Source organism: Micromonospora sp. NPDC047762, assembly GCF_043204655.1.
Taxonomy (GTDB): domain Bacteria; phylum Actinomycetota; class Actinomycetes; order Mycobacteriales; family Micromonosporaceae; genus Micromonospora.
On sequence record NZ_JBIDCQ010000008.1, the window covers coordinates 71,101 to 88,182 of the forward strand.

Genomic DNA, 17,082 nt, shown 5'->3' on the forward strand with positions numbered 1-17,082 from the left:
TACCGTGACTCTATGGCGGGCCGTACCTCTCAGGCGAGCCGGCGGCGCGGCGCGTCGCCGCGCGGTGGCACCAACAGTCGTGCCCGTCAACCGGCGAAGAAGACCACCCGGGCACCGGTCCGACGTCGCACCACGCCGCCCCGGCCCGGCCCGGCGGTCTACGTCGGCCGTGCGGTGGGTGCACTGTGGATGGGGCTGGCGCACGGGATGGGCTGGGCGGTGCGTGCCGCTGGCCGGCAGGCTGCGTCGGCCCGCGACCTCGACCCGGAGCACCGCCGGGACGGTGCCGGGCTGCTCCTGTTCGGGCTCGCCCTGCTCAGTGCCGTTGCGCTCTGGTTGTCCGGAGCGGGGCCGGTCGGCGCGCGACTGGCCGACACGATCCGGCTGTTCCTGGGCGCGATCTCGGTTGTCGTACCGGTGCTGCTGATGATCGGTGCGTGGCGGCTGATGCGTCAGCCGGCCGATCCGGAGCACCGCGGCCGTGGGTTGATCGGCTGGGGTTCGCTGCTGGTGTCGACCGCCGCGTTGCTCCAGATCGGTCAGGATCCGGTCGACCCGCTGGAGCGTGACTTCGCCGGCGGTCTGGTCGGCGCGGGCGTCGGTGGGCTGCTGGAGCGGGCGGTCACCGCCTGGGTGGCGGTGCCGCTGCTCGTCCTGCTGCTGCTCTTCGGCCTGCTGGTGGTGACCGCGACGCCGATCAACAAGATCCCGGAGCGGCTGGGCCTGCTCGCCGGTGGGCTGGTCGGCGCACCGGAGGCGGATGAGGAGGCGGACGAGGTGGCCGCCAAGCCGGCGCGTAAGCGACCGGCGAAGCGGATGCCCGCACCACTGGACCCGGACGACTTCGAGGACCTGGACGGCGCGGACCTCCAGGAAACCATGGTGCTGCCGCGCAAGTCTCCGGCGAAGGTGCCGGCGAGCCGCAAGCCGTCGGTCGAGCCGCCGGAGCACTCGCCCGCCCCGACCCGGGCCGAGCAGTTGGCGTTGACCGGGCTCTCCGGGGACTACACCCTGCCGCCGGCCAACATGCTCAGTGCCGGGGCCGCAGCGAAGACCCGCAGCAAGGCCAACGACGAGGTGATCGCCGCGTTGACCGGCGTGTTCGACCAGTTCGACGTGGACGCCGCCGTCACCGGCTTCACCCGTGGCCCGACCGTCACGCGATACGAGGTGGAGCTGGGGCACGGCGTCAAGGTCGAGCGGATCACCCAGCTGTCCCGCAACATCGCGTACGCGGTGAAGTCGCCTGACGTACGGATCCTCAGTCCGATCCCGGGCAAGAGCGCCGTCGGCGTGGAGATCCCGAACACCGACCCGGAGAACGTGGCCCTCGGCGACGTGCTGCGTTCGCGCGCGGCGACCAGCGATCACCACCCGATGGTCGTGGCGCTCGGCAAGGACATCGAGGGCGGCTACGTGGTGGCCAACCTCGCCAAGATGCCGCACATCCTGATCGCCGGAGCCACTGGCGCGGGCAAGTCGAGCTGTCTCAACACCCTGCTGGTGTCCATCCTCACCCGGGCCACCCCGGATGAGGTGCGGCTGCTGCTGATCGACCCGAAGCGGGTTGAGATGACCGGTTACGAGGGCATCCCGCACCTGGTCACTCCGATCGTGACCAACGCGAAGAAGGCGGCCGACTCGCTGGACTGGGTGGTCCGCGAGATGGACATGCGCTACGACGACCTCGCCGCCAACGGGGTCCGGCACATCGACGACTTCAACCGTAAGGTCCGCAACGGCGAGATCAAGGCCCCGCCGGGCAGCGAACGCGAGATGCGTCCGTATCCGTACCTGTTGGTGATCGTGGACGAGCTGGCGGACCTGATGATGGTCGCGCCGCGCGACGTGGAGGACTCCGTCGTCCGGATCACCCAGCTGGCCCGGGCCGCCGGCATTCACCTGGTGCTGGCCACCCAGCGCCCCTCGGTCGACGTGGTGACCGGTCTGATCAAGGCGAACGTGCCGTCCCGGCTGGCGTTCGCCACCTCCTCCCTCGCGGACTCTCGGGTCATCCTCGACCAGCCGGGCGCGGAGAAGTTGCTCGGCCGAGGTGACGGGCTCTTCCTGCCGATGGGGGCCTCCAAGCCGGTCCGGATCCAGGGCGCCTGGGTCACCGAGCGCGAGATCGCCGACGTGGTGAAGTTCTGCAAGGACCAGCGTGAGCCGGAGTTCCGCAAGGACGTGCTGGCCCCGGCGCAGGAGAGCAAGAAGAAGATCGACGAGGACATCGGCGACGACCTGGACCTGTTGGTGCAGGCGGTGGAGCTGGTGGTCACCTCGCAGTTCGGCTCGACCTCGATGCTGCAACGCAAGCTGAGGGTCGGTTTCGCCAAGGCGGGCCGCCTGATGGACCTGATGGAGACCCGGGGGGTGGTCGGGCCGTCCGAGGGGTCGAAGGCGCGCGACGTGCTGGTCAAGCCGGACGAGCTGGACGAGGTCCTGACCGGCCTGCGCGGCGACGTGGACTGACCGACTGTCGACGGTGGACGCACGACGGGCCCGCCGGATTCCGGCGGGCCCGCGACAGGAGAGTGGTCAGTTGTTGATCAGAGCGCCGATGATCACCAGGCTGATGATCGCGGCGACGACGCTCGCCGCGGCGGCGTACCAACCCAGCGGCTTGTCGCCGAGAACCGCGCCGACGACGCCCGCGATGACGCCGAGCACGCCGAAGATGATCGGGTTGAGCAGCAGGGCCAGGACCGCGAAGACGAAGCCCACGATGGTGAGGATGCGGGCGGCGTTGCTGCGGGGACGGGCGGTGCTCGGCATGTCGGCCATGTCTTCCTCCGGGTGAGAGCCTGTCGTGACGAATCGATCATTACCCACTGTGGGCGCCCATCACGCCTGCCTGCGAGGCACCTCAGTGGAAGATCTTGAGACCGATCACGCCGGCGACCACCAGGAGGAGACAGAGGATCCGGGGCAGGCTCGCCGACTCGCCGAGCGCCAGCATCCCGACCAGCGCGGTGCCGACCGCGCCGATGCCGACCCAGACCGCGTAGCCGGTGCCGACGGGGATGTCCCGGAGCGCGTACGACAGCCCGGCCATGCTCAGCAGCAGGGTCACCACGAACACCACCGACGGGACCAGCCGGCTGAAGCCGGCGCTGCGGTCCAGGGCGATCGCCCAGGCCGTCTCCAACAGTCCCGAGATCACCAGTACGAGCCAGGCCATCGTTCACCTCACCGGAAGCGCCCGGTGCTGCCGCGCCGGGACGAGTCGAGTCTGCACGTCACGCGGGGCGTCTTGGCCTGACCGGGTACGCCCACCACTCGTCCGGAGCGGCCACGAGCTCCGGCCGCCGGTGCCGACGCTAGCACCGACCCCGGTGGCGGGGCGGTGATCGCCACCACGATCCGTTGACCTCTACCTGACTTCAACTTGCAGTATCGCCACCATGACCATGCTCTACGCCGACCCCGAGGTCGCCGCCGCGCTGGACGCCGCCACAACGGTCGCCGCCATGCGCTCCGCCCTCCTGGCCGCGTACGAGGGACGCCTGATCGCGCCGCCGCGGGCCGCCGTACCGCTGAGCGGCGGGCGGATGGTGCTCACCGCCGGGCACCTGGTCGGCGAGTGGTACGGCTTCCGCTCCTACGACACCTTCGGTCACCCGCAGGGCGAGCAGTTGGTGGTGCTGCACGACGCCCGGACCGGGGCGATCCGGGCGGTAGCGGTGGGCGAGGAGTTGGGCTCCCGTCGTACCGGAGGGTTGGGGGGTCTCGCGGTCGACGCGCTGGCCCGTCCCGACGCCGCCACCCTCGGGGTGATCGGCTCCGGTCGGCAGGCGTGGACCCAGGTCTGGGCCGCCGCCGCGGTCCGCCCGTTGCGCGAGGTGGTGGTGCACAGCCGCTCCGCAGCTCGCCGGGAGGCCTTCGCCGCCCGGGTCCGTGTCGAACTGGGCGTGCCGGCCCGTGCGGTGGCAGATCCGGGCTCGGCCGTCACCGGGCGGGACCTGGTGGTGCTGGCGACCACCAGCCCGACCCCGGTGCTCTGCGCCGCCGACCTCAGCCCCGGCACGCACGTCAACGCTGTCGGTTTCAAGCAGCGTGACCGCAGCGAGTTCGGCACCGACCTGCTGGACACCGCCGAGCTGCTGGTCACCGATTCACCGGCCCAGGCGGCGGACTACCAGCCGCCGATGCTCGCGGCCACACCCCCGTACTCCGGGAGGTTGCGCGACCTGGGCGGCATCCTGGCCGGCGCGGTCCCCGGCCGAACCACAGCGGACCAGATCTCCGTCTTCTGTTGCACCGGCCTCGCCGGCACCGAGGTGTTCCTGCTCGACGCGCTGACCCGGGTTGGCGCCGAGGCGCGCTGACGGAATGACGTTCTCCTCCGTGTCGACCGTCTCCGCAGCCCGCGTGCGTGGGCTCACCCGGCCGGCCCGGTACCCTCGGATGGTGTCTGCCACCTCTCCTTCTCCCGCTGACCACGCCGACGGCCGTCGCGTCGCCCTGCTGACCCTGGGCTGTGCCCGCAACGAGGTCGACTCCGAGGAGCTGGCCGCCCGCCTGCACGCCGACGGCTGGCAGGTGACCACCGACGGCGAGGGCGCCGACGTGGTGGTCGTCAACACCTGCGGCTTCGTGGAGAAGGCCAAGCAGGACTCGATCCAGACCCTGCTCGCCGCCGCCGGAACGGGCGCCAAGGTGGTCGCCGCAGGCTGCATGGCCGAGCGGTACGGCCGTGAGTTGGCCGACAGCCTGCCCGAGGCCCAGGCGGTGCTGAGCTTCGACGACTACCCCGACATCGCCGCCCGGCTGAACGCCGTCGTCGCCGGCGAGCAGATCAGCGCGCACACCCCACGGGACCGGCGCGAGCTGCTGCCGCTGACCCCGGTGCAGCGCCGCGACAGCGGGGTGTCGCTTCCCGGCCACGGCACGGTGACCCGCACCGTCGTCGACACCGACGAGCACACCCCGGCACACCTGCGTCAGGTGCTGCGTCGACGTCTCGACACCGGTCCGGTGGCCTCGCTGAAGCTGGCCAGCGGCTGCGACCGCCGCTGCGCGTTCTGTGCCATCCCGGCCTTCCGGGGGGCCTTCGTCTCGCGTACGCCCGACGAGCTGCTCGCCGAGGCGGAGTGGCTGGCCAAGACCGGCGTACGGGAGCTGGTGCTGGTCAGCGAGAACTCCACCTCGTACGGCAAGGACCTGGGTGACCCGCGCGCCCTGGAGAAGCTGCTGCCCCAGCTCGCCGCGGTGACCGGCATCGTCCGGGTGCGGGCCAGCTACCTTCAGCCGGCCGAGACCCGGCCCGGGCTGGTCGAGGCGATCGCCACCACCCCGGGCGTGGCACCGTACTTCGACCTGTCGTTCCAGCACTCCAGCGAGCCGGTGCTGCGCCGGATGCGGCGTTTCGGCTCCACCGACCGGTTCCTGGAGCTGCTGGCGAGTGCCCGCGCCCTGGCTCCGGACGCTGGCGCCCGGAGCAACTTCATCGTCGGTTTCCCCGGCGAGACCCGCGGCGACGTCGACGAGCTGGTCCGGTTCCTGACCGAGGCCCGGCTCGACGCGATCGGCATGTTCGACTACAGCGACGAGGACGGCACCGAGGCGGCCGGCCTGCCCGGCAAGGTCTCCGCCGCGACGATCAAGCGGCGCTACGACCGGCTCAGCGCCCTCGCCGACGAGCTCTGCTCGCAGCGGGCCGAGGACCGGCTCGGCTCGACCGTCGAGGTGCTTGTCGACTCGATCGAGGACGGCGTGGTGGAGGGCCGGGCGGCCCACCAGGCGCCGGAGGTGGACGGTTCCACCACCCTCGTCGCCCCGGTCGAGGGCGGGGTCGACCTGGCCGCGCTGCGCCCGGGCGATCTGGTACGCGCAACGGTGACCGGCACCGAAGGGGTGGACCTGCTCGCTGTGCCGGATGAGATGATCTCGGCGGCGCCCGGCGCGGCACGGTGACGGCGGGCCCGAGCGGAGCGGGGGACCCAGGTGGTGCGGTGCCGGGAACGCCACGGCGGCCCGAGCGGAGTGCGGCGGTGACCGGGGCGACGGAGTCGACGCCGGGCCGGGTGGTGGCCGTGGTGCCCGTCGTCAACGCGGCGAACGCGTTGACCGCCCTGCGGCTGCTGCTGGTGCCGGTCTTCGCCGCCTCGGTGATCGTGTCCGGGATGACCCACGCCGGTTGGCGGATGGCGGCCTGCCTGATCTTCGCGGTGGCCTCGGCGACCGACCTGGTGGACGGCTGGATCGCCCGCCGCTTCGGGCTGGTCACCTCGGTGGGCAAGGTGGCCGACCCGATCGCCGACAAGGCGCTGACCGGCGCGGCGCTGGTGCTGCTCTCCTGGTACGACCAACTGCCCTGGTGGGTGACGGCGCTGATTCTCGTTCGCGAGCTCGGCATCACCGGCCTGCGGTTCTGGGTGATCCGGCACGGCGTCATCGCCGCCAGCCGAGGTGGCAAGGTCAAGACCGCGCTCCAGATCCTCGCCATCGCCTGGTACCTCTGGCCGATGCCGGCCGCGCTCGCCGCCGTCGGCCCCTGGATCATGGCCGCCGCCGTCCTGGTCACGGTCGCCACCGGCTTCGACTACGTAGCGCAGGCCCTCCGCCTCCGCCGCCCCCGCTGACAGCCCCGGCCGGGCTCTCCCGCCGTTGATCATGAAGTTGTTGTCAGTCGGCACGGCGTGTCGTGACGCTAACTTCATGATCAACGCGAAGTGGGGGCGATGGTTGGGGGCCTGTGGGTGGGGAAGGGCTGGTTTTCTGCGACCGGGGCGGGGGTTTGAGTGTCGGAGGACAGCGCTGGGGCGGGTGGTTCCGGGGTGACTGGTGCTGACGTGACCGGTGCTGAGGTGGGTTCGGCTGAGGTGGGCAGTGCGGCGGCGGGGGTCGTGCACCGGCTGGCCGAGCGGCACGAAACCCTGGCCACCGTCGAATCGCTCACCGGTGGGTCGCTCGCCGCTTCGATCGTGAACATCGCCGGGGTCAGCGGGGTCTACCGGGGCGGTCTCGTGGTCTACGCCACCGAGTTGAAGGCGACGCTGGCTGGCGTACCGGCTGATCTGTTGTCCGACCGGGGGCCGGTGGACCCGGACGTGGCGGTCGCGCTCGCCGAGGGCGGCCGGCAGCGGTGCGGCGCGGACTGGGGGCTGGCCACGACCGGGGTCGCCGGCCCGGAGCCGCAGGACGGGAAACCCGTGGGCCTGGTCTACGTCGCGGTCGCCGGACCGGACGGCAGCCAGGTCCGCCAGCTCGACCTGGGCGGCGGGCGGGACCACGTCCGAGCGGAGGCGGTGGTCGAGGCGCTGCGGTTGCTCTCCGAGCGGCTGGCCGCCGCAACCTCGTGACCGCCAGGGCCGAAACGGTCAGAGCCACCCGAGCCGACGTCACACGGGCGGCGGCGGGCCCGTCCCGACGAACCGACGGGCGGGGCGGGATGTCGCCCGGGCCCGCAACGGGTACGGTTGCGGGAAGGCTCCGACGTTCGGGGTCGGCGCGGTCCGCCGCAGCCGGCCGCCCAGCGGCGGGCGCGAGGTATCCCTCAGGGGGAGGTGCGATGATCCTGCTACGCCGGGTGATCGGTGACGCACTGCGAGCGCGCCGGCAGGGCCAGCAGCGCACGCTGCGTGAGGTCTCCACCGCCGCCAACGTCAGCCTCGGCTACCTCTCCGAGATCGAGCGCGGGCACAAGGAGCCGTCGAGCGAGCTGCTCGCCGCGATCTGCGACGCCCTCGGTGCCCGCCTCTCCGAACTGCTGCGTGAGGTGAGCGACACCGTGGCGCTCGCCGAGCAGATGCCCGGGGTGCTCGTCTCGATGCCGGACGAGCCGGCCGAAGCCGCGGCCAAGAGCACCAGTCGGGGTGTCCGTCAGGTCACCTCCGACGGCAAGGTCGCCGTCTCGGTCCGCCAGGACTCGCCGCTCAAGGCCACCCTGCGCAGCACCCGGGTCCGCCCGACCGAGCGCGACCGGGACGTGGTCTGCGCGGCCTGAGCCGCGAATTTGTTGACCATGGGCGGGCTGGCCCCGGCCGCGTAGGGTTGCTCGCAGGAGCCGCCGGTGCTGTCGACCGCCCGGTACGGATGCCTCATTGGCGTTCGGCTGGGACGATGGAGACCGGCCGGTAACGGTCGGTCGGTTCAGCCGGCCGGCGGTGGTGGAGCGACGCTACTGAGGGGATACCGCGGAGATGGCGAACCCGTTCGTCAAGGGTTGGAACTACCTGATGGCACTCTTCGGTGCGAAGATCGACGAGCACGCCGATCCCAAGGTGCAGATCCAGCAGGCCATCGAGGATGCCCAGCGGCAGCACCAGGCGCTGGTTCAGCAGGCTGCAGCGGTGATCGGCAACCAGCGTCAGCTGGAGATGAAGCTGTCTCGGCAGATGACCGAGGTCGAGCGGTTGCAGGGCAACGCCCGCCAGGCCCTGGTGCTCTCCGACCAGGCCCGGGCCAAGGGCGACGAGGCCGAGGCGGTGCGGTTCGAGCAGTCCGCGCAGACGCTGGCCAGCCAGCTCGTCTCCGCCGAGCAGGCCACCGAGGACCTGAAGACGCTGCACGACCAGGCGCTGGGCGCCGCCGCCCAGGCCCGCCGAGCGGTCGAGAACAACTCGATGATCCTCCAGCAGAAGCTCGCCGAGCGCACCAAGCTGCTCAGCCAGCTGGAGCAGGCCAAGATGCAGGAGACGGTGGCCCGCTCGTTGGAGTCGATGTCGTCGCTGACCGCGCCGGGCACCACCCCGTCGCTGGACGAGGTGCGCGACCGCATCGAGCGGCGGTACGCCAACGCGATGGGTCGCGCCGAACTGGCCGGCAACTCCGTCGAGGGCCGTATGTTGGAAATTCAGAAGGCCACGATCGACTCGGCCGGCTCCGCCCGGCTGGAGCAGATCCGGTCCAGCATGGCGGGGGAGCAGCTCGGCGGCACGGCCCAGCGACCGGCCGTCCCGCAGGCCGAGAAGACCGGCCCGGCCAACGACCCGACGGCCGCCGCCCGGCTGGACGAGCTGCGCGCCAGCATGGCTCGCGAGCGGGGCACCGGCGACCCGACCGCCGCCGGCTGAACGACCGGATCGAGGGGGCACTGTGGCAGACGAGCGGACCCGGTACTTCCGGAGGCTGGGTCGGCTTCGCCGGTCGGCCCGACGGTGGAGCGTGCTGGCCGGTGGGCTCGGCGGCGCGGCGGTGGTGCTGACTCCGTACGCCGGCCTTGGTCTGCCCGACGCGGCCTGGGCCGGCGCCGCGGGCAGCGCTGTGGCGCTCGCCGCCTGGCGCTGGATCGACGTGCGCGCCCTGGCCGCCCAGCCGGCGCCCCCAGCGCTCGACCCGGCCGAGGCGGCGGCACGGTCGCGGGCCCGACTGATCGCCGCCGTCGAGCGGCTGCCGGTCGGCCCGGGCGTACTGGCCGAGGTGCGCCGGGTCCGCTCCCGGATCGCGCTGCGCGGCACCAGCGCCGGAGAGCAGTGGGCCCGACTGGACCGGGCGGCGCTCACCCTGGCCGGAATGGCCCCCCGACTCACCGGGCTGGCCGAGCCGGCGGTGCTGGAGGCTGCCACCGCCGACCGCTCGCTGCGCGACCTGGCCGCTCGGGTGGCCAGCGTCGAACGCGCGCTACGGCTGGCCCCGGCCGACGCCCGACCACCGCTGGCCGAGGCGCACGCCGCGCTGACCGCTCAACTGGAGGGCGGGGTGGCGGCGTACGAACGGCTGGTGGTCGCCGCCGCCGGCTACCTGGCCGAGGACTCCCGACCGGAGACCGCCCATCCGGCCGCCGACCGGCTCACCGAGGCGACCGACCTGCTGCACGGGGTCGCCGGGGCGCTCGCCGAGCTGCGGGCCGTCGGCACCCCGCTGCGCGCGCCGACGCGCTGACGGCGCACGCGCTCCGCGAGACAGCGCGCTGACGGCGCACGCGCTCCGCGAGGCAGCGCGCTGACGGCGCACGCCCGAGACGGCGGGCGGACCCCGGGCCGGTCACTGTGGTGTCGTCACCAGGACCGGTCCGGTGTACGGCGAGGTGCCAACGACGTTGAACGACCGGATCCGGTAGTGGTACGCGACGCCCCGGGCCAACCCCGTGTTGGTGAAACCGCGGCCGGTCACCGTGAAGGTGGCCGTCTCCTGCTCGAAGGCCGGGTCGAGTGCCCGCTGCACGATGAACCCGGACCCGGGGCCGCCGGGTGTGCTCGCCTCCCAGGCCAGGATCACCGTCGCGGTGTCCGGCCCCGGTGCGCTGGCGGTGGCGCTCACCCCGGTGGGGGTTCCCGGCGCGGGCGGCGAGGTCACCGTTGCGACCGTCGACCACGCGGAGGCGGAGCCCAGGTAGGTGGTGCGCACCCGGTAGTAGTACGTGGTGTCCGGTGCCACTGTCGCGTCCAGGTGGTTGTCGCCGACCCCGATCGCCGTGGTGCCCGGGCCGCTGGTGAACGTCGGGTTGGTGGCCCGCTGCACGTCGATGCCGGTGGCGAACGAGCGGTTCGTCCAGCGCAGCGCCACCCGCAGCGGGGCGGCCGGCGGGAGCGCCGCGGCCAGACCGCTCGGCGCGGCCAGGTGCACCGAGGCGGGTACCCCGTTCGACCAGGACGAGTAGCTGACCGCGTTCTCCGCCCGGATCCGGTAGTGGTAGGTCACCCCGGGGGTGACTGTCGCGTCCGTGTAGCGGGTGGCGGCGGCCGCGACGGTGATCGTGGTGACCTCGCCGCCGAAGGTCGCGTCGGTGGCCCGTTGCAGCAGGTGGCTGGTGGCGGGCGGACGCCCGCCGTTGCTGGTCCAGGCCAGCGCGATCGCGGGTAGCGCGGTGGCCGAGCCGGACACCGGTGTGGCGGTCAGCCCGGTCGGCGCCTTCGGCGCCACCCGCAGCACCAGCGGCCGGCTCATCCCGCCGTCGCGGTGGCCGGCGAGTTGACTGTGCCAGCGGTACTCCCAGCCCAGGTTGACCAGTTGGTTGACCACGGTGGCCGGTCGCCCGTCGATCGGACTGATCGGCGTCGACCCGGTCCGCGCTCCGGCCGGACGACAGGGGTCGAGCAGCCGGACGCTGTCTCCCAGTTTGAACGGCAGCACCGGCGCGACCGGGCGCAGCGCCACCACCACGTCCTCCCGGGGGTTGACCCGGATGACCCCCTTCCAGCCCAGCTCCGTGCCGTGCGGGAGTCGCAGCGTGCCGTCCCAGCCAACCCGGTTGATCACCTGCACGTCGCAGCCAGCGACGTGCAACGGCTCGGTCTGCCGGACGTTGCCGCTGATCCGCCAGAGCTGCGTGCCGTCGGTGGGGGAGCCCACCGGCACGGCGGGGTCGGTGGCGAAAAGCACCTCGGTGGCCGGGTCGGTCGTACCGAGCGGCAGCGTCGTCGGGTTGAGCGGCCCGGCGTGGGGGTGCCCGACGCCGAGCCGGCCCGCCGACCGGCCGTGGTCCGGCTCGAAGATCTGCTGCGCGGCTTTCACCGCGATCGGCAGGGTCACCGGGCCGGTGCCGGCCGTCGGCGTGAACGTCACAGTGGAGGCGTGCACCGGCACCGTCGTCTGCGCCGGTGTCCGGGTGCCGAACGCCGGGTCGTACGCCGGCTGCGGGACGATCGGCGGGCGTTGGCTGGCCGCGTACGCCAGGGGCAGCCGTTCGCGCAGCCGGCTCAGGTCGTACGGCGGCTCGGGCGTCCCGGTGACCCGGAACTGGAGCAGGGTGCGGGTGTTCGGGCCGTACCCCGGTTCGGTCGAGGGCGGGCCGCCCTCGGCGCTGCGGTCCGGGGCATCGGTGTGCTGGTCGTAGCGGCTGTCGAAGCCGGGCAGTGGGGCCGGAGCGTCGTTGTAGAGGATCAGCGTGCTACCCGGTGGCACGGCGGTGAAATCGACGAGCACGTCGGCCCGTTCGCCCGGGGCGAGCAGCAGGGTGTGTCCGTCGACGTTCAGCACGGTCGGGTCGAGCCGGTCGTAGCGGTAGCCGATCGGTTGGTTCGGCAGCACCACCGGCGCCGGCAGGAGGCCGGCCTCGTTGCCGATCTGGATGAACTCCGGGCCGGCGGCGCGCGGATCCGGCACACCGCCGTCGCGTCCGTCGGTGGGCCACCCCGCCGGACGGTCCGCCGCCCGCGCGGCTGGCACCATCGGCACCTCACCGGCGTCGGGGTCGGCGAGCGCCCCGTCGGCCGTCCACATCGCCGCGTCGGAGCAGGCGCGGTAGAGCTGAAGGTTGAGGCTGCGGTCCAGGCAGGCATTGAGGATCCGGAACCGGTACGCGCGTGGCCGCACCTCCAGGTACGGGTAGGCGACGCCGTTGACGAGCGGGGTGTCGCCGTACGCCTCGGGCACCGCCGACGGGTGCGGTACGCCGGGGCTCGACGGCGGCTCGTCCGGCGCGCCGACCGGGTCGTGGTGCGGGTTCGGCACCCAACCGTCGGCGGGGGCCTCGCCGGAGGCGGGATTGCGGGACCAGGGTCCGTAGTCCCATCGGCCGGTGGCGTTGCGTCCGCCGGACCGGTACGGGTTCTGCCGGGGTTGGTAGACGTGCGGGTGCCAGAGGCTTCCCCGGGCGCCCCAGCGTTCCCGGTCCCAGGTCGGGTCCTCGGCGGCGAGTTGGGTGTCGTCCGGAACGAACGTCTTGTCCTCGATCACCAGCGGCACCTGGTCGGCCGGCAGTACCGCGTCGGCGACGAGCTGGTCCTCGGCCGGGTCGGTGATCAGGTAGAGCGCGAGCTGTCCGCCGTAGACGGTGAGTCGGGCCAGGCCGAGGGTGTTGTCGTGGAACCACAGCAGCCGGCCGCTCTGCTCGTTCGGGAAGTAGAGCGTGGTGGCCCCGGTGCCGGGCGCCGGCATGTCCGGCACGTGGGCCAGGCCGGGCCCGGTCGGGTACGGGGTGATCTCCCCGGCCGGGGTGATCCACTGCCCCGGGTTGCCCGCGCTGGTCCAGCCGGTCTGCGCCCCGGCCAGGTGCAGCACGGCCCGGTTCTGTGGGTACGGCGCCGGGCCGTCCAGTGGGCCCAGGCCGGCTCCCTCGACGGTGTCGTCGACCGGCAGGAACAGCTCGCCGGACCGGCCGGTGGGGAGCTGGTTGATGAACTTCACCCGGACCGGTCGACCCCGACGGGCGCGGATCATCGGCCCGAGGTGCCAGGGCCGCTCCGGAGGCGCCACCGTGTTGTGTCCGGCCGGGTCGGTGCCAAGGTTGAGTTGCCGGTAGCCGCGCAGCCGGGTGACCGGCAGGTCCCGGTGCAGCCGCTGGGCGTACTCCTGCAGGCCGATTTCGTAGTAGTCGCAGCCCGGATAGCTGATGGTGTCCGGCACCGCCACCGGCAGGTGGCTGCCGAGCTCGCCGCGGCCGGGCTGGCCCGGGACGGGCAGTGGGTCGACGAACTTGCGCAGCCCGGTCCCGGCCACCACCTGCTCGTCGGGGCCCCGGGTCGGGCGGGGGCTGTGGGCGAAGTTCGGCACCGGGCCGAAGTAGCGGGGCACGACGGCCGGGTCCAGGCTCGGCGTGACGACGGCCTCGTCGGCGGTACGCGGAGTCGGCACGGACGCGGCCCGGCTGTCGGTGTCGGTGTCGCGGGTGGTCCGCTCGAAGAAGGTGGAGCGGAGTCTGCGGAACATCGCCATGACTCTCCCCGGTTCGGGGCGCGAGGTCCGCCACCCCGGCGTGGGGGACCTCGGCACTCTGCTGACGGTCGGTGAGCGCTCAAACGCAGCATGCGACTCTGGCGGCCGGTTAGGAATTACCCAATCGTCCGTTTCTGCCGTGGATCCCGTCTGGCGAGAGCCTGGTCAGCCGGATGACGAGGGGCGCGGGAGTTCGGGCTGACAGACCGGGCACCAGTAGGTGACCCGTTCGCCGAGCTCCTCCTTGCGGATGGCGGTGCCGCAGCGGCGGCAGGGCTGGGCGCGGCGGCCGTACACGTAGCTGGTCTGCCCCCGGTGCAGTGAGCCGGTGCTGCTCTGCGTCCATCGGCCCCGGTTGGCGGCGAGCAGCCGCTGGGAGAGGGCCACCAGGCCCGGCAGGTCGGGCACTTTCTCGACCGGGGTCCACGGTGACACGCCCCGCAGGAACAGCACCTCGCACTTGTAGAGGTTTCCCACACCGGCCAGGTTGCGCTGGTCGAGCAGCGCCTCGCCGATGGTCTGCTCCGGGTGGTCGGCGAGCCGACGGACCGCCTCGGCCGGGTCCCAGTCGGCGCCGAGCAGGTCGGGGCCGAGGTGGCCGACCAGGTGGCCCTCGTCGGCGGTCGGCACCAGGGTCAGGTCGTGCAGGTGGTAGCCGACCGCGACAGCGCCAGGGCTACGCAGCACCACCCGGATCAGGTGCGCGGGCCGTCCGCTCCAGCGTTCCCCCGGGGCGTACGCCCGCCAGGCGCCGTCCATCCGCAGGTGGGAGTGCAGGGTCCAGTGCTCCCCGGTCGGGGCGTCGAGCCGCAGCAGCAGGAGTTTGCCCCGGCTGGCCGACTCGCGGACGGTCCAGTCGGTCAGGTCCGTGGTCGCCAGCTGCGGCACCCGGAAGTCACTGCCGGTGATCCGCGCGCCGGCCAGCGCACGCTGCAGCACGCGCGCGGTGTTCCAGACGGTGTCGCCTTCGGGCACCCTGCCATCCTCCCTCTTTCGAGCAAGATTCGCATGTGTCGCTATTTGTACTCAGGTTCCTCATGATCTACCGACATGCGAAGGTCAGGGGGTTCTGAGGAGAATGCCCATGACGCGACCCTCTTGTCGTATCCCATCCGTCGCCCTCATCGCCACCCTCGCACTCCTGCTCGCCGCAGCGCTGCTGCCCGGCGGCCCTGCCCCGGCCGCACCCGGCGGCGCTCCGATCACTCTCGTCGCCGCCGCGCCCGGCGACGAACGGTGGAGCGTCGACCTCACCATCGTCGACCGCGACGATGTCAACGTCCGGCGTAGCGCCGCCGGCCTCCGCCTGCGGGAGGCCCGGTCCAACGGGCGCGGCGCCCGCAGCCCGCACAGCGCGGTCGCCGAGGGGATGCTGGTGACCGCTCCCCGCACCCTCGCCCGGCCGGCCACCCGGGTCCGCGCTGAGATCAACGCCGCAGTTCCGGCAGGGGCGACAGTGGAGGCGCAGGTTCGCGGCTGGCGGGCTGCCGGCTGGACGGAGTGGCGGGCGGCCACCACCGGCGCGGTCTTCGACCGGCCGGTCACCAGGGTGCAGACCCGGGTGGTGCTCACCGCCCCCGACGGCGGCGCCACGGCGACGGTACGGGGCGTGCGGCTCACCGCCGACGCGAACGCCGCAGTCTCCGCCGCCACGCCCGGCCGCACCTACCGGGTGTACGCCACCCGCATCGGGCTGGTCGGTGAGCTGACCGCCAACGGCCGTACCGTGCAACCCCGGGACCACTTCGCGGCGCTGCCGTCGCGGCGAGGGCTCTCACCGTTGAACACCGGCGACTACACAGTGCGGGTCTGCACCACCAGCGGCTCCCGATGCGAGTACGCCCCGGTCTGGGACGTCGGGCCGTGGAACACCCGCGACGACTACTGGAATCCCTCGTCGGTCCGGGAGAACTGGAAGAACCTGCCGCAGGGCCGGCCCGAGGCGCAGGCCGCGTACCAGTCCGGCTACAACGGCGGACGGGACCAGTTCGGGCGGACCGTGCTCAACCCGGCCGGCATCGACCTGGCCGACGGGACGTTCTGGGACGGGTTGCGACTGACCACCAACTCCTGGGTGGACGTCGCGTACCTGTGGACCGGAGGGGGTCCGCGCGGTGTGGTCGGTGACGGGCCGCTCAACATCCGCACCGGGGCCAGCACGTCGTACGCGACGCGAGGCCTCGCCGCCCGGCTGGCCCACGTGCCGATCCAGTGCTACGTCACCGGTCAGTCGGTCGCCGGCCCCTACCGGACCACCACCCGCTGGAACCGTCTGGCCAGTGGCCAGTACGTCAGCCACGCGTACATCTCCAGCGTGTACGGCGGCAGCGTGCCGGTCTGCTGAGCCACGCTCACCCCGCCGGGCGTTCCGTCGACGTCAGGGGCGCTCGTCGGGGCGAGCCGTGCGCACCATGTCCTGGTAGCGCGGGTGGCTGGCACCGTAGACGGCGTAGTTGAGGCGGGCGTGCGTCAGGCTCAGGTCGCCGTTGGGGCCGCCCCGGACGGCATCGGCGTCGGCGTCGGTCTGGCCGTCGTCGGTCCAGAAACAGACGGGGCAGGTCCCCCCGCCGGTTCGGGATGCACAGCAGGGACAGCCCACAGGAACCACATGCTCACCCACCGGAGAAGCATTCCACAGTCGAACATCAGCCCGATACCCGCAGGAGGTCCCCCGGGAAGGCGGCGAGGAGGTCCGCGGCCCGCCCGCCGTTGACCGCGACCGCCACCAGACCGGCCGAGTCGACGTAAGCCACCAGGCCTCCGGCCGGGGCGTCGCCGAAGGTGCGCCCGTGCACCGCAGCGAGGGCCGGCGTCGGGCCCGGCGGACCCACCCGCAGCGTGGCCGGCAGCCGATCGAGCAACTCGGCCGGCGCGGCAAGTTGGACGTTGCCGAAGTGGTCCACTGTCAGCACCTCGGCGGTGAAGCCCTCGGCGTCCCGGGACACCGTCGGCGCCGGAAGTCGCACCAGCCCGGCGGGGTCGACAGGTGGGCCCGCCTCGGCCAGCGGTGCGCCGAGCGCCAGCCGTGCCGCCGCCGGTGCGAAGACGTCCCGGCCGTGGAACGTGGCGGACACCTGGGCGGCCAGCCAGCGCGGCTCGGTCAGCTCGACCGCGTCGGTCACCCCACCGAGCGCGGTGGCCGCGTCCAGCAGCAACCCGTTGTCCGGTCCGACCAGCAGTCCGCCCGGGGTGGCCAGCGCGACCCCCCGCCGTGCGGTGCCCACACCCGGATCGACCACCGCCACGTGCACTCCCACCGGCAGGTGCGACACGGTCTGCGCCAGTACGGCAGCACCGCGCCGGACATCAGCCGGCGGCACCAGGTGGGTCACGTCGATCACCCGTGCGGCCGGCGCGATCCGGGCGATGACCCCGTGGCAGGCGGCCACGAAGCCGTCGGTGAGGCCGTAGTCGGTGGTCAGCGAGATCCAGGGCACGGCGGACATGCCCGCAGGTTAGTGGAACCCGCGCTGCGCTGGCGGATACGGGACAGCGCAGTGGCCGACCGGCCCCTCCCGCCGCGGGAAGACGTTGTGCAGACTG

15 protein-coding genes and 1 riboswitch are annotated in these 17,082 nt (G+C 72.9%); of the genes, 9 read left to right on the forward strand and 6 right to left on the reverse strand.

Annotated features, from left to right (window positions below; genetic code table 11):
* Positions 1-12: 12 nt before the first annotated feature.
* Positions 13-2,472: a DNA translocase FtsK 4TM domain-containing protein gene (locus ACGF3C_RS23690; protein WP_393225240.1), complete on the forward strand. Its 2,460-nt coding sequence runs from the start codon at positions 13-15 to the stop codon at positions 2,470-2,472.
* Positions 2,473-2,538: 66 nt separating this feature from the next.
* Here the strand turns inward: ACGF3C_RS23690 and ACGF3C_RS23695 are convergent, their stop codons facing one another.
* Positions 2,539-2,784, reverse strand: coding sequence for a hypothetical protein (locus ACGF3C_RS23695; protein WP_238659633.1), 246 nt, complete (start codon positions 2,782-2,784; stop codon positions 2,539-2,541).
* Positions 2,785-2,866: 82 nt separating this feature from the next.
* Entirely contained in the window at positions 2,867-3,181 is a 315-nt protein-coding gene (locus ACGF3C_RS23700) for a multidrug efflux SMR transporter (RefSeq protein ID WP_112586602.1), read from the reverse strand.
* A 61-nt stretch (positions 3,182-3,242) separates the two neighbouring features.
* Positions 3,243-3,313: riboswitch (guanidine-III (ykkC-III) riboswitch) on the reverse strand.
* Positions 3,314-3,404: 91 nt separating this feature from the next.
* On the opposite strand from ACGF3C_RS23700, the gene ACGF3C_RS23705 reads away from it, so the two are divergent.
* From ACGF3C_RS23705 to ACGF3C_RS23735, 7 genes are all read left to right on the forward strand, one after another.
* Complete coding sequence (locus ACGF3C_RS23705) at positions 3,405-4,328, forward strand: ornithine cyclodeaminase family protein (protein WP_393225244.1); 924 nt, start codon at positions 3,405-3,407, stop codon at positions 4,326-4,328.
* Between the two features lie 79 nt (positions 4,329-4,407).
* Entirely contained in the window at positions 4,408-5,916 is a 1,509-nt protein-coding gene (gene rimO / locus ACGF3C_RS23710; protein WP_355009598.1) for a 30S ribosomal protein S12 methylthiotransferase RimO, read from the forward strand.
* A gap of 77 nt (positions 5,917-5,993) precedes the next feature.
* The gene (pgsA, locus tag ACGF3C_RS23715; protein ID WP_357232655.1) at positions 5,994-6,584 is read left to right on the forward strand and encodes a CDP-diacylglycerol--glycerol-3-phosphate 3-phosphatidyltransferase; all 591 of its coding nucleotides are present in this window, start codon (positions 5,994-5,996) and stop codon (positions 6,582-6,584) included.
* Between the two features lie 210 nt (positions 6,585-6,794).
* Complete coding sequence (locus ACGF3C_RS23720) at positions 6,795-7,304, forward strand: CinA family protein (protein WP_357232657.1); 510 nt, start codon at positions 6,795-6,797, stop codon at positions 7,302-7,304.
* 209 nt (positions 7,305-7,513) lie between these two features.
* Positions 7,514-7,948, forward strand: a complete 435-nt coding sequence (locus ACGF3C_RS23725) for a helix-turn-helix transcriptional regulator (protein WP_357195216.1) — start codon at positions 7,514-7,516, stop codon at positions 7,946-7,948.
* 196 nt (positions 7,949-8,144) lie between these two features.
* Positions 8,145-9,017: a PspA/IM30 family protein gene (locus ACGF3C_RS23730; RefSeq protein WP_357195212.1), complete on the forward strand. Its 873-nt coding sequence runs from the start codon at positions 8,145-8,147 to the stop codon at positions 9,015-9,017.
* 22 nt (positions 9,018-9,039) lie between these two features.
* Positions 9,040-9,825, forward strand: a complete 786-nt coding sequence (locus ACGF3C_RS23735; protein ID WP_357232661.1) for a hypothetical protein — start codon at positions 9,040-9,042, stop codon at positions 9,823-9,825.
* 102 nt (positions 9,826-9,927) lie between these two features.
* Here ACGF3C_RS23735 and ACGF3C_RS23740 read toward each other — a convergent pair whose 3' ends face one another.
* On the reverse strand, positions 9,928-13,539 hold the full coding sequence (locus ACGF3C_RS23740; protein WP_393225249.1) for a hypothetical protein: 3,612 nt from the start codon (positions 13,537-13,539) through the stop codon (positions 9,928-9,930).
* Between the two features lie 165 nt (positions 13,540-13,704).
* Positions 13,705-14,514 (reverse strand): DNA-formamidopyrimidine glycosylase family protein, encoded by an 810-nt coding sequence (locus tag ACGF3C_RS23745; RefSeq protein ID WP_393225252.1) that lies wholly within the window; start codon positions 14,512-14,514, stop codon positions 13,705-13,707.
* Between the two features lie 109 nt (positions 14,515-14,623).
* Here ACGF3C_RS23745 and ACGF3C_RS23750 point away from each other — a divergent pair, with 109 nt between their 5' ends.
* Positions 14,624-15,883, forward strand: coding sequence for a hypothetical protein (locus ACGF3C_RS23750; protein WP_393225255.1), 1,260 nt, complete (start codon positions 14,624-14,626; stop codon positions 15,881-15,883).
* Between the two features lie 33 nt (positions 15,884-15,916).
* Here ACGF3C_RS23750 and ACGF3C_RS23755 read toward each other — a convergent pair whose 3' ends face one another.
* Positions 15,917-16,159, reverse strand: a complete 243-nt coding sequence (locus ACGF3C_RS23755) for a CPCC family cysteine-rich protein (RefSeq protein WP_238671784.1) — start codon at positions 16,157-16,159, stop codon at positions 15,917-15,919.
* 25 nt (positions 16,160-16,184) lie between these two features.
* The gene (locus ACGF3C_RS23760; RefSeq protein ID WP_393225259.1) at positions 16,185-16,985 is read right to left on the reverse strand and encodes an S-adenosyl-l-methionine hydroxide adenosyltransferase family protein; all 801 of its coding nucleotides are present in this window, start codon (positions 16,983-16,985) and stop codon (positions 16,185-16,187) included.
* Between the last annotated feature and the right edge of the window lie 97 nt (positions 16,986-17,082).